The 14,636-nt window shown below is 69.7% G+C and carries 16 protein-coding genes and 1 pseudogene; 7 read left to right on the top strand and 10 right to left on the bottom strand.

Annotated elements, in window-relative coordinates:
- Positions 1 to 17: 17 nt before the first annotated feature.
- The 3 genes from IEY55_RS24845 to IEY55_RS24835 form a co-directional block, all read right to left on the bottom strand.
- Positions 18 to 548 (bottom strand): hypothetical protein, encoded by a 531-nt coding sequence (locus tag IEY55_RS24845; RefSeq protein ID WP_189060958.1) that lies wholly within the window; start codon positions 546 to 548, stop codon positions 18 to 20.
- A 309-nt stretch (positions 549 to 857) separates the two neighbouring features.
- Positions 858 to 1,652: an SCO1664 family protein gene (locus IEY55_RS24840; protein ID WP_189060957.1), complete on the bottom strand. Its 795-nt coding sequence runs from the start codon at positions 1,650 to 1,652 to the stop codon at positions 858 to 860.
- A gap of 6 nt (positions 1,653 to 1,658) precedes the next feature.
- On the bottom strand, positions 1,659 to 2,231 hold the full coding sequence (locus tag IEY55_RS24835) for a DUF3090 domain-containing protein (RefSeq protein ID WP_189060956.1): 573 nt from the start codon (positions 2,229 to 2,231) through the stop codon (positions 1,659 to 1,661).
- A 161-nt stretch (positions 2,232 to 2,392) separates the two neighbouring features.
- Here IEY55_RS24835 and IEY55_RS24830 point away from each other — a divergent pair, with 161 nt between their 5' ends.
- The 5 genes from IEY55_RS24830 to IEY55_RS24810 all read left to right on the top strand — a co-directional run bounded on the left by IEY55_RS24830 (position 2,393) and on the right by IEY55_RS24810 (position 7,527).
- Positions 2,393 to 3,322: a helix-turn-helix domain-containing GNAT family N-acetyltransferase gene (locus IEY55_RS24830; protein WP_229686730.1), complete on the top strand. Its 930-nt coding sequence runs from the start codon at positions 2,393 to 2,395 to the stop codon at positions 3,320 to 3,322.
- 219 nt (positions 3,323 to 3,541) lie between these two features.
- On the top strand, positions 3,542 to 5,524 hold the full coding sequence (locus IEY55_RS24825) for a prolyl oligopeptidase family serine peptidase (protein WP_189060955.1): 1,983 nt from the start codon (positions 3,542 to 3,544) through the stop codon (positions 5,522 to 5,524).
- 162 nt (positions 5,525 to 5,686) lie between these two features.
- On the top strand, positions 5,687 to 6,613 hold the full coding sequence (locus tag IEY55_RS24820; protein WP_189060954.1) for a S66 peptidase family protein: 927 nt from the start codon (positions 5,687 to 5,689) through the stop codon (positions 6,611 to 6,613).
- A gap of 135 nt (positions 6,614 to 6,748) precedes the next feature.
- On the top strand, positions 6,749 to 6,955 hold the full coding sequence (locus IEY55_RS24815; RefSeq protein ID WP_189060953.1) for a hypothetical protein: 207 nt from the start codon (positions 6,749 to 6,751) through the stop codon (positions 6,953 to 6,955).
- Positions 6,952 to 7,527 (top strand): Uma2 family endonuclease, encoded by a 576-nt coding sequence (locus IEY55_RS24810; protein ID WP_189060952.1) that lies wholly within the window; start codon positions 6,952 to 6,954, stop codon positions 7,525 to 7,527. Before IEY55_RS24815 ends, IEY55_RS24810 begins: the two co-directional genes overlap by 4 nt.
- Positions 7,528 to 7,589: 62 nt before the next feature.
- On the opposite strand, the gene IEY55_RS24805 is transcribed toward IEY55_RS24810, so the two are convergent.
- The 3 genes from IEY55_RS24805 to IEY55_RS24795 are packed head-to-tail and all read right to left on the bottom strand — an operon-like array spanning position 7,590 to position 10,464.
- A complete protein-coding gene (locus IEY55_RS24805; RefSeq protein ID WP_189060951.1) occupies positions 7,590 to 8,801 on the bottom strand; it encodes an acyl-CoA dehydrogenase family protein in 1,212 nt (403 codons plus the stop codon).
- Positions 8,801 to 9,823 (bottom strand): phosphotransferase family protein, encoded by a 1,023-nt coding sequence (locus tag IEY55_RS24800; RefSeq protein ID WP_189060950.1) that lies wholly within the window; start codon positions 9,821 to 9,823, stop codon positions 8,801 to 8,803. The genes IEY55_RS24805 and IEY55_RS24800 overlap by 1 nt, the downstream gene beginning before the upstream one ends.
- Complete coding sequence (locus tag IEY55_RS24795) at positions 9,820 to 10,464, bottom strand: HAD family hydrolase (protein ID WP_189060949.1); 645 nt, start codon at positions 10,462 to 10,464, stop codon at positions 9,820 to 9,822. The genes IEY55_RS24800 and IEY55_RS24795 overlap by 4 nt, the downstream gene beginning before the upstream one ends.
- Positions 10,465 to 10,555: 91 nt before the next feature.
- Here IEY55_RS24795 and IEY55_RS24790 point away from each other — a divergent pair, with 91 nt between their 5' ends.
- Positions 10,556 to 11,383 (top strand): M55 family metallopeptidase, encoded by an 828-nt coding sequence (locus IEY55_RS24790; protein ID WP_189060948.1) that lies wholly within the window; start codon positions 10,556 to 10,558, stop codon positions 11,381 to 11,383.
- A 408-nt stretch (positions 11,384 to 11,791) separates the two neighbouring features.
- On the opposite strand, the gene IEY55_RS24785 is transcribed toward IEY55_RS24790, so the two are convergent.
- On the bottom strand, positions 11,792 to 12,271 hold the full coding sequence (locus IEY55_RS24785; protein ID WP_189060947.1) for a cupin domain-containing protein: 480 nt from the start codon (positions 12,269 to 12,271) through the stop codon (positions 11,792 to 11,794).
- Positions 12,272 to 12,576: 305 nt separating this feature from the next.
- Between IEY55_RS24785 and IEY55_RS32645 the strand changes: the two genes are divergently transcribed.
- Complete coding sequence (locus IEY55_RS32645; RefSeq protein WP_268239355.1) at positions 12,577 to 12,699, top strand: hypothetical protein; 123 nt, start codon at positions 12,577 to 12,579, stop codon at positions 12,697 to 12,699.
- A 10-nt stretch (positions 12,700 to 12,709) separates the two neighbouring features.
- On the opposite strand, the gene IEY55_RS32640 is transcribed toward IEY55_RS32645, so the two are convergent.
- The 3 genes and pseudogenes from IEY55_RS32640 to IEY55_RS32235 form a co-directional block, all read right to left on the bottom strand.
- On the bottom strand, positions 12,710 to 13,261 hold the full coding sequence (locus IEY55_RS32640) for a Tn3 family transposase (RefSeq protein WP_268239354.1): 552 nt from the start codon (positions 13,259 to 13,261) through the stop codon (positions 12,710 to 12,712).
- Positions 13,173 to 14,057, bottom strand: a pseudogene (locus tag IEY55_RS32635) (Tn3 family transposase). Before IEY55_RS32635 ends, IEY55_RS32640 begins: the two are co-directional and overlap by 89 nt.
- A 333-nt stretch (positions 14,058 to 14,390) precedes the next feature.
- Positions 14,391 to 14,636, bottom strand: a complete 246-nt coding sequence (locus IEY55_RS32235) for a hypothetical protein (protein WP_229686729.1) — start codon at positions 14,634 to 14,636, stop codon at positions 14,391 to 14,393.

The raw sequence follows: 14,636 nt of genomic DNA, 5'->3' as shown, positions 1-14,636 counted from the left end.
ACACTCCCGTCAGCCGGTCAGGACCCCGGCGGCGCCCCGCTGGCCCTCTTGCACGTAGGCAGGAGGCTTGCCAGCAGGTCACCGAGGAACGGCAGACCCGTCAGCAACCCGACAACCGCGCCGACCAGTGAGCCGAGAATCGGCAGGGCGCACAGCACGCCGAGCAGCTGGCCGATCAGGTCCAGCCCCAGCGGCGGCTGCGCCGCCTCCTGGTCCGGCTTCTCCGCGGTGCAGGCCTGCTCCTTCATCTTGACGATGATCTCGCGGGCCTTCAGCACGCCTTCCTTGGCCTCTCCGGTGACCGTGATCCCGGACTGCGGATTCGCCAGGTCCTTGTCCAGCGTGTTCAGCGACCGGGTGAGGTGGTCGCAGGCATTGGCCGCCTGTTTGGTCGACTGCGCGATTGCCGCGACCCGCTGTTCGGCCGGTGACCGGGGTTGCGGTTGGCCCGCGACACCGGCCCCGCTGGGGCCGGCCAGAACCGCGGCCAGCGCCGCGATGAGCACCGCGGCCAGCCATCCCAGCCTGGTCCTACGCACTGTTCGCATGGTTAACCCTCCTGGTTCGCACCAGAGGACGACTTCTCCTGGCCACCGGTGCTCCGTGGCGGGGCCGTTCGTTCGAGGTCGTCACACGCCTCGGGTCGACTGGCCAACACGTCCGCCGTGATTGTTTACGCCGGACTCCCGGTATCGATTCCGATCTTTCTTTTCCTGACAGGTTGTGGATCAGGATGGGGCCAATGCCAGTGCTCGGCAAATGGAGGACGTCGACCGATGGGGTGAAACGAGAAATGTCGACAAACCTACCCGACAAGCGGAAGAGAGGGCATTACGGGTGATAGTCGAATTACATGGTCAGAATGCGGGCCAAGGAATGGTGGGCCGGTCGGTCGCCGGATGCGGGAACGCCGCGGCGTCCAGGAGCCGCCGCACCCGTTCGGACACCGCCAGCACCTCCTTGCGGGTCAGGTGCTCGACCAGTGCCTGCCCCAACGCACCGGCCAGGTGCTCCCGCACCCGGCGCAGCACCGCCACCGCATCCTCGGGCAGCTCCTCCCCCAGCCACCCCCACAACACCGTGCGCAGCTTGTCGTCGGCGTGTAGGCAGATCCCGTGGTCCACCCCGTAGACCGCGCCGTCGGCCCCGTGCAACACGTGGCCGCCCTTGCGGTCGGCGTTGTTGACCACCGCGTCCAACACCGCCATCCGCTGCAACGCCGGATGATCGGCGTGCACCAACACCGCCGGGTCACCGAAACGGTCCAACGCCCGCAACACCACCCGCCACCCCTGCGGCGCGCGCTCCGGGGTGACCACGTCTACCAGCTCGTGCTCGTGCTCGGTGTCCACCCACAGCTGCACCATGCCCGGCCCGAAGGGGCCTTCCCGCAACACCGTCGGCGGCACTAGGCCCCACCCCATCGCTTCCGACACCAGGTAGGTGGCCACCTCCCGGCCGGCCAGCGTGCCGTCGGGGAAGTCCCACAGCGGCCGCTCGCCCCGCACCGGCTTGTAGACGACCTGCGCGTTCACCCCATCCAGGCTTACCCCGCACAGCAGGGTGGCGTTGGAGGCGTCCACCAACCGGCCCCGCACCTCCAGCCGGCCATGCCGCACCAGCACAGGCGCGGCCGGGTCGCTCGGGTGCACGCCGCCTCAGCTCGCCTCGGTCTCCACCCGCCGGTAGCCGTTCTGCCGCGGGCAGATGTGGCCGGCGGGATCCAGCGGCTCGGCGCACAGCGGGCACGGCCGACGTCCCGCGGCCACCACCCGCTCCGCCCGCTCGGCGAACGCCCGCGCCTGCCCCGGGGTGAGGAACACCCGCACCGCGTCCGGGCCCTCCTCGGTGTCGTCGAGCACCACCGACTCGTCGACCTCCTCCTCGGTGATCGCCAGCAGCTCGACCACCACCGCACTGCTCTCGGCATCCCAGCCCAGCCCCATCGTGCCGACCCGGAACTCCTCGTCCACCGGCACCTCCAGCGGGCCGGTGTCGACCTCCTCCTCGGGCGCGGTGGAGGGCACCTCGGCGCCGAACCGCTGCCGCACCTCGTCCAGCAACGCACCCAGCCGCTCGGCCAGCACGGCCACCTGCTGTTTCTCCAACAGCACACTGACCGTGCGGGCGGCCTCGGTGGCCTGGAGGTAGAAGACGCGGTCGCCGGGTTGCCCGACGGTCCCGGCGACGAACCGGTCGGGGCGGCGGAAGACATGGATAACGCGAGCCATGGCAGTTCGACCCTAGGCCACCGGGGTGCGCAAGGCACGCCTGGGCGGGGCGTGGCCACGCCGGAACGTGTACGCCCTGAGCGGACACCACCGTTGCCGCCGTCACACCCCGCGCACTACGTTGCCCGCGTCAATCGTTCCGGTAAGCAGGAGACGATCAGGTGGCAGTTCCGGACGTCCGCGTCGCCATGGTCCGCGCGTTCAACCGCTTCTACACCAACGTCATCGGCGTGCTGCGCAACGGGATGCTCGGCACCGCCTACTCCCTCACCGAGGCACGTGTGCTCTACGAGCTGGCCCAACGCGAGCACACCGAGGTCGCCGAACTGCGCCGCACGCTCGACATCGACGCCGGCTACCTCAGCCGCCTGCTCGCCCGCTTCGAAAGCGCCGGGCTGGTAGCGCGCGAACGCTCCCGCCTCGACGGGCGCCGCCAGGTCATCCGGCTCACCGACCGCGGCACCGCCACCTACGCCGAGCTCGACACCCGCTCCGCGCGGCAGGTGCGGGGCCTGCTGGAACCCCTGGACGAGCCCCAACAGCGCCAGGTCATCGCCGCAATGACCACGATCCAGACCCTGCTGGGTGACCCCGAGGGCCGCGCCGCGCCCACGCCGGTGACGCTGCGTCCACCCCGCAGCGGCGACTACGGCTGGGTCGTGCACCGGCACGCCGCCCTGTATGCCCGCGACCACGGCTGGGACGAGACCTTCGAGGTGGCCGTGGCCCGCCTCGTGGCCGACTTCCTGCAGCGCCGCGACCTCCGGCGGGAGGCGGCCTGGATCGCCGAGCTGGATGGCCAGCCGGTGGGCAGTGTGTTCTGCACCGCCGTGGACGCCACCACCGCCACGCTCGCCCTGCTACTCGTCGAGCCCACCGCACGGGGCCACGGCATCGGTACCGCGCTGGTGGAGGAATGCGTGCGCTTCGCCCGCCACGCCGGCTACCAGCGCATGACGATGTGCACCGCCGACATCCTCGAGGCCGGCGCCCGCCTGGCCCGGCGCGCCGGCTTCCAGCCGACCCAGGCCGAGCCCCGAGAACGGTTCGGCCAGCGATTCCTGCGCCAGGAATGGTCCCGCCCGCTGTAGCACGGCCGGCACGTCCGCCAGACCGGCACCCGTCGGCTCACCTCGGCCTTCGTGCACCAAGGTTCACGGTCGTCGTCGCGGGCGCTGAGCCTCACCCCGCAGAGGGTGCAGCCGACCGGATCACACCGTCACGGGTGCCGAAGGTGGCCTCGCGGCACACCGGGCGTTCTTCGCCGCACACCACCGCACCGACCGGGCCGGCGCACTAGGCTGCGGCCCGTGGCCATGATCACCCCGCACGGAGCCTGGACCTCTCCGATCAGCGCTACCGACGTCGCCTCGGCCGCCTGCCAGCCGCAGTGGGTCGAACTGCACGACGGCGTCGTCTGGTGGGCCGAAACCCGACCGGAGCAACAGGGCCGGGTCACCCTGCTGCGCGCCGCCCCGGGCGAACCCGCCCGGGAGGTGTTGCCCGCGCCGTGGAACGCCCGCAACCGGGTCCACGAGTACGGCGGCCGCCCCTGGACCCTCGTGCCCACCCCCACCGGCCCACACATCGCCTTCACCCACTGGGACGACCAGCGCCTGTACCTGCTCGACCCGGCCGATCCGACCGCGGCGCCCACCCCGCTCAGCCCGGACCCGACCACCACCGGGCCACACCGCCACCACGGCCACCGCTACGCCGAACCGACCCCCTCCCCGGACGGCTCGGAGCTGTGGTGCATCCGGGAGACGACCACCGGGCCACACCGCACCGACATCCTCCGCGCCCTGGTCGCGCTGCCGCTGTCCGGCCTCGCCGCCACCGACCCCACCGCGGTCCGGGTGCTGTCCACCAGCCACCACTTCCTGGCCGGCCCCAGGCCCAGCCCGGACGGGCGCCACCTGGCCTGGCTGGGCTGGAACCACCCGCAGATGCCCTGGGACGGCACCGAGCTGTGCGTCGCCGAGATCACCGACGACGGGCTCGGCCACCACCGGGTGCTCGTCGGCGGCCCCACCGAGGCGGTCTGCCAGGCCGAGTGGGACGGCCCGGACACCCTCGTCGCCCTCACCGACCCCGGCGGCTGGTGGAACCTCCACCGCATCAGCCTGGACGGCACCGTCACCAACCTCCACGCGTGCGCCGAGGAATGGGGCGGTCCCATGTGGCGGCTGGGCAACCGCTGGTTCACCCGGATCGACGCCGGCCGGTACGCGGTGCTGCGCCGCAACAGACTGGCCGTGTTCGACGAGGCGGCCGGCACCGTCACCGCTCTCGACCTCCGCCTCCCGGTGTGGGGGTCCACGCTGGCCAGCGACGGCGCGGCGCTGGCCAGCACCGCGTTCGGGCCACGCCACCACGCCACGGTCGCCCACCTGGACCTGGCCACCGGCACGCTCACCGAGCTGCTCACGCAACCACCCGGCCTGCCCGATCCGCGTTACGTCCCCGAACCGCAGCACCGGGTGTTCCACGGCCCCGACGGGGAGTCGATCCCCGCCTACGTCTATCCACCCACCAACCCCGACCATGAGGCCCCCGACGGGGAGCTACCGCCCTACCTGGTCCACGTCCACGGCGGCCCGACCGGGCACGTGCTCGGGATCCTCGACCTGGAGACCGCCTACTTCACCAGCCGTGGCATCGGCGTGGTGGCGGTCAACTACGGCGGCTCCACCGGCTACGGCCGCGCCTTCCGGGAGCGGTTGCGCGGGCAGTGGGGCGTGGTCGACGTCGCCGACTGCGCCGCGGTCGCCGAACAACTGGCCGCCGAAGGCAGCGCCGACCCGCAGCGGCTGGTCGTTCGCGGGGGTAGCGCCGGCGGCTGGACCACGGCCGCCTCGCTGACCTCGGTGCACACCTACCGGTGCGGCACCGCGATGTTCCCCATCCTCGACCTGTCGGGGTGGGCCGAGGGCGGCGAAACCCACGACTTCGAATCCCGATACCTGGACGGCCTGGTGGGGCCGTTGCCCGAGACACGCGACCGCTACCTCCAGCGGTCCCCGGTCAACCGCGTCGATCAGCTGACCGGGCCGATCCTGTTGCTGCAAGGCTTGGAGGACGAGATCTGTCCGCCGGAGCAGTGCGAACGGTTCGTGGCCGCACTCGCCGGGCGCGACATCCCGCACGCCTACCTCACCTTCGCCGGCGAACAGCACGGGTGGCGCCGCGCTGAGACCATCGTGGCGGCGCTGGAAGCCGAACTGTCCTTCTACGGGCAGATCCTCGGCTTCCAGCCACCCGGGATCTCTCCCATCAAGCTGCAGTCCTAAGCCCAGGAGCAGTTCCGTTGATGTGGCGGTGATCGCCGCTCCGCCGACGAGGAGGATCTCGCGCCCGTGTCCGATCGGCTCCCCGTCACCGCGCTCATCTTCGGTGCGCGCGCCAGGCCAGTGGCAGCGCGTACCGAGGCAACGACGCGGGAACGGTGAGACGTGACCCGGCCGCGCCGACCGGATCGGCTCCGACCCGGCGACCGGGTCGCGGTCGTCGCGCCGGCCGGACCGGTGCAGCCCGACCTGCTCGAGGCAGGCGTGGGCATCCTGCGGGACTGGGGCCTGCACGTCGAGGTCGGCCGACACGTGCTCGACCGCCATCCCAACCTGGGCTATCTGGCCGGTACCGACCAGGGCCGGGCCGCGGATCTGCAACGCGCCTGGTGCGATCCCACCATCGCCGCGGTGTTCTGCGCCCGCGGCGGCTACGGCAGCCAACGCCTGCTGGCGCGTCTCGACTGGGCGGCGATGGCCCGAGCCCGGCCGAAGATCCTGGCGGGCTCCAGCGATCTCACCGCACTGCATGTCGCCTTCGACCACCGTCTGCAAATCGTCACGTTGTTCGCTCCGATGATCGCCACCCGCGGCTTCGTCGACGATCCCCGTGCCGCCGACCACCTCCGTCGCACGCTGTTCCACCCGGAACAGACGCTGGTGTTGCGGCAACCCCACACCACAGCACTGGTCCCGGGTCGGGCCGAGGGACTGCTGTACGGCGGCACGCTCTCCTTGTTGGCCGCCAGTATCGGTAACCCTGGCCTCGCGCCCCCTCCAACCGGTGCGCTGCTGATGCTGGAGGAGGTCGGCGAGGAGACCTACCGGCTCGACCGCATGCTCACCCAGCTGCTGGCCGCCGGATGGTGCGAGCAGGTGGCCGGCATCGCCCTCGGGTCGTGGACCGACTGCGGCCCGCCGGAGGCAGTGCGCGCCACGCTCGTCGAACGCCTGGCGAGCGTGGGCGTGCCCGTGGTGTGGGAGCTGGGTTTCGGACACTGCGCGGCAGCACTCACCATCCCTTTGGGCGTGCGCGCACGGATGGACGCCGACGTCGGAACCCTCACGCTCACCGAACCCGCCCTGCGTTGACGCCGAGGACCCGCGCGCTCCGGCGCGTTCGTGGCCAGTAGCAGACCGGTCGGCTCGCTCCCCCTTCGCCCCCCTTTATGCACATGCAGATACGTGTTATGCTGCGTATGCAGTAACACAGGAGAGGATCCAGCCATGCCGAGGCCAGCCACCGGCAAGACGCCGACTGTCACCATGCGTGTCGACCGAGATCTCTGGGTCGAATTCGAACGCGCCACCGGCAAGGGACGCCGTAACGAAGTCCTCGTCGAGTTCGTCCGCTGGTACTGCCGTAAGCCGGGCGCGACCCGGCCGCGCCGACCCGACACCACCAACCGTGACGACACGGAGCGCGCCGCGTGAGCATCCCCGCCACCATCGACCACCTCCTCACGGTCGAGGACTACCTCGCACTCGGAGTCCCACCGTCCGGATACACCGAACTGCAAGTTGGCCGCCTGCTGATGTCGCCGTCGCCCGTCCCCGACCACCAACACGCCGGCCGCATGTTGGCCAACCAACTCGACGGCCAGGTACCCGAACAGTTCGAGGTGATCACCGATGTGGATGTCGATCTCGAACTCGCCCCACCCGACGAACCAGGCACCGTCCGCCGACCTGACCTGATCATCGTCAACCGCACGGCACGGCAACGTATCCGCGGCCACGGCGGCATTACCCGCGCGGCCGAAGTCGCCGTTATCGTCGAGATCCTGCCCCCAGGATCCGAACGCACCGTTCGCAAAACCAAACACAGCGAGTACGCCAACGCTGGCGTCCCCCACTACTGGATCATCAGCCTTGACGAGCCCGTTTCGGTCGCCGCCTACCACCTCACCGATGAGCTGGGCTACATCGACGGGAACGACGTCACCGGCGTGTTCGATACCGCCGAGCCGTTTCCGCTCCGCGTCGACCTCGAACGGCTGATCTAGGACATGCGGGCATCGCTTCGATGCGATCAACACCCGCCCGCAATGCCACCGACCGGCAGCCACTACCCCTGATAGCGCTTGAGTTCCTTGCGCGCCAACGACATCCGGTGGACCTCGTCCGGCCCGTCCGCCAGCCGGAGGGTGCGGGCCTGCGTCCACAGCATCGCCAGCGGGAAGTCCTGGCTGACCCCGGCACCACCGTGCGCCTGGATCGCCTTGTCGATGACCCACTCCGCCATCGCCGGCGTGCCGATCTTGATGGCCTGGATCTCGGTGTGCGCTCCCCTGTTGCCCACTGTGTCCATCAGCCACGCGGTCTTGAGCACCAGCAACCGCGCCTGCTCGATCCGCACCCGCGCCTCGGCGATCCACTCCCCGATCACACCCTGGGCGGCCAGCGACTTGCCGAAGGCCACCCGGGCGCTGACCCGCCGGCACATCAGCTCCAACGCGCGCTCGGCCATCCCGATCAGGCGCATGCAGTGGTGGATGCGACCCGGGCCGAGCCGGGCCTGAGCGATGGCAAAGCCCTCCCCCTCACCGCCGAGCACATTGACCACCGGCACCCGCACGTCCCGGAACACGATCTCGGCGTGCCCCCCGTGCGCGCGGTCGGTGAAACCGAACACGGTCACCGCGCGCCTGACGTGCACGCCCGGGGTGTCCCGCGGCACCAGGACCATGCTCTGCTGGCGGTAGCGGTCCGCATCCGGATCTGTCTTACCCATCACAATGAACACCGCGCACCGTGGGCTCATCGCACCCGAGGAGAACCACTTGCGGCCGTTGATGACGTAGTGCTCGCCGTCCCGCTCAATCCGGGTAGCGATGTTGGTGGCATCGGAAGAGGCAACCTCGGGTTCGGTCATACAGAAGGCCGAGCGGATGTCCCCCGCCAGCAACGGATGCAGCCACTGTTGTTGCTGCTCGGGCGTTCCGAACCCGGCCAGCAGCTCCATGTTCCCGGTGTCGGGGGCCGAACAGTTCAGCGCCTCCGGGGCCAGTGCGGGACTGCGGCCGGTGAGCTCGGCCAACGGCGCGTACTGCAGGTTGGTCAGACCCGCCCCGAACCGCCGGTCGGGCAGGAACAGGTTCCACAGCCCGCGGCGGCGCGCCTCGGACTTCAACTGGGCCAACACCGGCGGGCTGTCCCAGCCCCCGCCCTCGGCCACGTGCGCGGCATAGGCGGGTTCGGCGGGCAGCACGTGCCGGGTGAGGAAGTCGGTGAGCTCGGCGCGCAGCTGCTCGGTGCGCTCGTCGAAGGCGAAGTCCATCAACGCTCTCCGTTCAGGGTTGCCAAACCGCTGGCCACCAGGGTGGGGACGTACTCGCCGAGCTGGTCGAAACCCGCCCCCACCGTTTTGCCCTGCCGGTACCGGAAGTGGATGCCCTCCAGCACCACGGCGAGCTTGAACTCGGCGAAGGCGACGTACCAGTCCAGGCGGGACAGGTCGGTGCCGGTGCGCTCGGCGTAGCGAGCCAGCAGATCCGCACTCGACGGGAACCCCGGCGCACTGGTCGCCGCACCGGTGACCAGATCGAGGGCGGCGTCACGGCCACCCCAATAGACGACGAAAAGCCCGAGGTCGGCCAACGGGTCACCCAGCGTGGCCATCTCCCAGTCCAGCACTGCGGTGATCGCGGCGGTCCCGGTGTCGACCAGGACGTTGTCCAGCCGGTAGTCACCATGCACGATCGCGGGCCGAGGCGAGGGCGGGATGGAACCGGCCAGCCGGCTGTGCAGTTCGTCGACGCCGGGCAACTCGCGGCTGCGCGAGGCGTCGAGCTGCTTGCGCCAGCGGGCGACCTGGCGAACCAGATATCCCTCGGGACGACCGAAATCGGCCAACCCAACCGTCTGCGGGTCCACCGCGTGGAGATCGGCGAGCACGTCGATCAGCGCATGCGACAGCGCGCGGGCACGCCCGGCTCCCAACTGCTCGGTCTCCGACCGGTCGCGCAGAACGGCACCGGGCACCTCATCCATGACATAGAAGGGGGCACCGAGGACGTCGGCATCGGTGCACAACGCGACGGTGCCCGGGACCGGCACGGGCGATCCGGACAGGGCGGAGAGGACGCGGTGCTCGCGCCCCATGTCGTGGGCGGTGGCCAGCACGTGGCCCAGGGGTGGTCGGCGCAGGACCCAGCGGTGGGTGCCGTCGGTGAGCCGGTAGGTCAGGTTCGACCGGCCACCGGGGATCAGCTCAGCGTGCAGCGGGCCGTAAACCAGCCCGGGTAGCGTCCGCTCCAGATAGGAGCGCAGGGCGTCGAGGTCGACTCCGGGTGGTCTCATCGCGAAACCTCCCGCGGGATCGGGAGTAGGCGGGCGAGCTCGGTTCGGGTACGCGCGGTGGTCTCGTGCAGCACACCGGCCATTCCCAGCGCGGTCGCCGCGGTGACGTTGGGAGGGAGGTCGTCGACGAACACGCACCGCGCGGCACGTACCCCCAGCTGGTCCAGGACGTACTGGTAGCTCTGCGGGTCGGGTTTGCGCAGGCCGATCTCGCTGCTGATCGCCACCAGGTCGAACAGCTCGGCCAGCAGCTGCGTGGGGTAGGAGTTGCCCCAGCTGTTGGACAGCAGGGCGGTGCGGACACCGGCGGACTGGACCTGGCGGAGCAGCTGCACCATGTCCTCGTCGGTACGCAGGGCGGCGAACATGCGCGACAGCAGGCCCGCGGCCGGCACCGGGGTTCCGTCGACGTGGCGCAGCCGGGCGGCGAGCTGGCGTTCGAAATCCGGCGGGGCCAATTCACCTGTTTCGAGGCGGTGTGCCGGAGAGTCGCCCGTTGGATCGTCGAGCAGCCACTCCCGCATCACCTCCCGGTAGATGTTGGGGTCGATGTTGTCGCTGGTGAGCCAGTCGGCGACCGCGGGCGGTACCGGCGTGGTGAGAACACCGCCGAAGTCGACGACGAGCACGTCCGCTGCCATAGGGGCACCGTACCGACCAGTTGGTATGCGAGCAATGGTTCGCCCGGCTCAGGTGCTTCCACCGGGACGGGGTGTTCCGTAGCGTGGCCGGGTGCGCATCATGATCTCGGCGGACATGGAGGGCGCCACCGGCGTGACCTGGACGGCCGATGTCCAACCCGGCACCGAGCCGTGGCAGCGGTTCCGCCGGCTGTTCACCGGCGACGTCAACGCCTGCGTCCGGGGGCTGATGGCCGGCGGCGCCACCGAGGTGATCGTCAACGAGGCCCACTCCACCCAACGCAACCTGCTGCTGGAGGACCTCGATCCGGACGCGCGGATGCTCACCGGCCGGCACAAACCGCTGTCGATGATGGAAGGCATCGATGCCGGCCTCGACGGTGTCGTGTTCCTCGGCTACCACACCGGTGCCGGTGACGAGGGCGTGCTCGCCCACACCTACCTGGAGAACGCCATCACCGGGGTGTGGCTGGACGGGGTCCCGGCCAGCGAGGGCCGGCTCAACGCCGCCCTGGCTGCCGAGCACGGGGTCCCCGTCCTGCTGGTCACCGGCGATGACCGCACCTGCCAGGAATCGGCCGACTACGCACCCCGGGCGCGACGGATCCCGGTCAAGACGGCGGTCAGCCGGTATGCCGCCCTGTGCTCCCCACCCCGCCGTACCGCGGCCGAGATCGAGGAGGCGGCCCGCCTCGCCATGGGCACGGCCGGAGCCACCACACCCGACCGGCGCCCACATCGCATCGAGGTCGAGTTCGACGCCACCCACCTGGCCGCCGCCACCGCCCTGATCCCCACCGTCGAGCAGGTCGGTCCCCGCAGAGTCTATTTCGATGCGGACACGATGACCGAGGCCATGTGCTGCTTCAAGGTCCTAACTCAGGTTGCTGACAAGGCCATCGAGCCGCTCTACGGATAGCCGCCCCATGGGTGCGACGGAGACCGAGCCGTTCCAGCACACCGCGCAGCGTCCGCATCGGATGGTTCTCACCATCACGGGCGCGCCAGGCGACGAAACCGTCCGGGCACAGCAGCACCGCCCCACTGCTCGTCTCTGCGCTGCCGGACCAGCCACTCCACTTCCCGGCAACCTCGCCCGTCGGATCGCTTGGGGCCTCACCACGCACGCCAACCTTCCACCGCACGGGACGCCACAGTGGCTGACGCCCGGACCGCGACCACGTCCACAACAGCTTCGGGGCCGACGCGCGCCCACAGGTCCGTGCGGTTTGGTCGCCAACGAGCAGCGACAACATCAGGATCCCCGTCGAGTTCTCGACCAGCCCGCACACTACGTCCGTGCGAGGTCAGGCAATCGCGAGAACGATCAGCCCCCGCCCTGTGATGAGCACTTGGTCAGGTCGGTTTCAGCCAGGGGCTTGCCCTCAGGGGTCACGTAGGTGACCCACAGGACGACGGCTTGCTTCCCCTCGTTGCGTCCCTCGTGGACGTAGCCGCTGCCTTCAACGACGGAATCACCCGCGACGTAGCGGTGAACACCGCCCGGATAGATCGGTGCGTAGTGGGTGAACGTGCCCTGCTTCACCACGGCGATGAGCTGCCCGTAGTGGCAGTGCTTCCCCGTCCCACTACCCGGCGGCAACACGATCTCACGGAAGTTGACCTGCACCGGGCCCGCCACATCCACCGAGACGGGCGCGTCCTGGCGGCCCTGCGCCACCTCTCTGACCGCAGGCGCAGGTCTGTCGTTGCTCGGCCCGGCATAGGCCTGGGTACTTGCCGCCCCCGCGGTCAGCGCCGCTACCGAGGCGAGCGTGACAACCAAGGTCGAATGGCGCGTGCGCATAGCATCTCCTCGGCTCATCCCAGGGGAACCCCATCGAGGGTAGAAAGGGATACCCGGCTCACGGCCATCGAGAAAGATTGACTATAAATATCCTCTTTGGCCAGAGCGTGCTCTTAATGGCCGGTCCTGGACGGACACCGCAGAAGATCGCACTCGCCCGGGGTGGGAGTTGATCTTCTGCATGAGGCCCATGGAGCACTGTTGCCCGGTCTACCTGATCACCCAGAAAGGCGCCTGTCGGACGCACGTTGCACTCACGAGTCTGTTCGTGAACGCGAAACACCCCCTCCGGCCTGCCGTCCCAGGTGTGGCCCTACATCGACGAGGTCGGCTCCACCCGCAGCCGCACCACCCTGCGTCGCGCCCTCGATGCTGCCCGCCACAGCACCGACCCCGGCGCGCGCCGGCTGGCCGCCGCCGTGGCGTGAACGCCCCTCCCTACGTCGGTCCTGGCCCGGTTATGCCCAGGTCGAGGCGGCGGTCCATATCGAGGCGGAAACGCCCGTAGGGGTTGACATGCGACCAGACCAGCGGGTTGAGGGCACGCCGGTCGGCGTCGGTGAGCGTGTCCGCCCACGCCGGGTCGTCCAGGACCCGTTGCAGCAGCAGGGTGTTGATGTAGACCAGGCAGGACTGCAACAGGTGCAACGCGAGCATGGAGACCTCGAGGTGTTCGCGGTCCTCGCCGGTGAGCTTGCTGTCCTTGCCGTAAAAGATGACCTCGTTGGCGGAATTCCAGTTCTCCACCACCTGCAACCCGGTGTGGATCTGTCGGCGCAGCTCCTCGGAGGCGACGAAGTCGCAAGCGAAGATCGTGCGCACCACCCGGCCGAGTTCTTCCAACGCCAGGTAGGTGGGGTTCTTCGGGCCGTTACCGCGGGTGAAGCGGCGCAGCACCTGCTCAGCCTCGGCGGTACCCAGCCGCAACGCGGTGGCGTACTTGACCATCTGGTCGTACTGCTGGGCAATCAGGTCCCAGTTGATGGGCAATCAGGTCCCAGTTGATGGGCCGGTTGACGATCACCCGCTCCAGATGCGGCCAGGTGTTGGGGGCTTGACCGGGGCTGTAGAGCTTGATCGCGCCGATGTTCTTCAACCGCGGCAGCAACCGGAAGCCGAGCAGCTCGGTGAAGGCAAAGCCGACCAGCGACGAACCGTGGGTGTCGGTGTAGTTGGCCTCGATCTCGGCGTCGGTGCAGTGCCGCAGCAAACCCTCGATCATCGCCGCGACCTCCGACGACGAGCAGGACTTCAGCTGGGAGTAGATGCACACCCGGCCGCGCTTGACATGCCAGTAGATCATCACGCCCTAGTCGCCGTAGCGGGCGTGAAACTGGGTCATCAGGTTGGACTCGCACGCCCCGAACCGCTTGGAATCCGAGGCGGTGGCGGTGGCGGTGGCCTGCCCCCACCACCGCGCATCCCGCGCCGCCAAGGTCTCGTTGACCACCCGCACGATCGCCCGCCGCAGGTTCTCCCGGGTGATGTGGGAGGCGCGGACCCGCCGCAGCGCGGCCTCGTCCTGGCCGTGCTCACCGGTGGCCACGATCGCCCGGATGCCCATGTTCGTGCCCAGCGCGAACAGGCACAACAGCAGCCGGCGGCGCAGCACGTCACGGGGCAGTTTCTCCCGGGTGGCCACCGACACGAACTCACCTGTGAACTCGGTGAGGAAGTCGGCGTCCTTGAGGATGTCCAGCAAGTCGATCGTGCCCCAGCGGCGAGCCACCTCGGCCTTGATCGCCCCCAGGTTGCGCGGCTCGGGAAGCTTCTCCAGCTTGGGCACGCTGATCCACGGCTGCCCGCGGCGGGTCACGATCCGCACCCCACCCGTGGTGCCCTGATCCAGGGCGGTGTTGCACCGATCCAGCGCGTCGGTGAGGCGGCGCCGCAGGCCGGCGACGAACGCCTTGGCCTGCAGCGGCTTGCCCAGCGCGGCGTAGTGCACGTCCCGGTTGTCGTCGAAGTCGCCGGGCACGTCCTCCTCGGGGTTGCGCCACCGGCCCGCGCCGTCCACGCAGATCTCCCGCCGCCGCAGCGCGTCCCGCAACGCAATCAGCACGCACAGCTCATACGGAATGCGTTCGATCCGGCCCCGGGCGTCGGTGACCGCCTCTTGCTACGCCTTCGGGACCACCCCGTCGATCGGCACCTTCTCGCCCTGGTCGTACACGGTGACCTTGCTGGGTCGATCGGCGTAGGCGCCCAGCAGCTCGACGGCGTCCATCACCGGCCGGTAGGAGGTGTTGTTGCACCGAAACGTCAACGCTCCCAACAGTGGGCCGAGCATCCGCCGGTAGTAGTGCGAGTAGGAGCCCCGAAGCTGGTAGCGGATGCGCTCGGCCACGACCCGGTCGTTGGCCAT

Source organism: Longimycelium tulufanense, assembly GCF_014645795.1.
GTDB classification, from domain to species: Bacteria; Actinomycetota; Actinomycetes; order Mycobacteriales; family Pseudonocardiaceae; genus Longimycelium; species Longimycelium tulufanense.
This window is presented reverse-complemented; position numbering and strand designations above follow the sequence as displayed.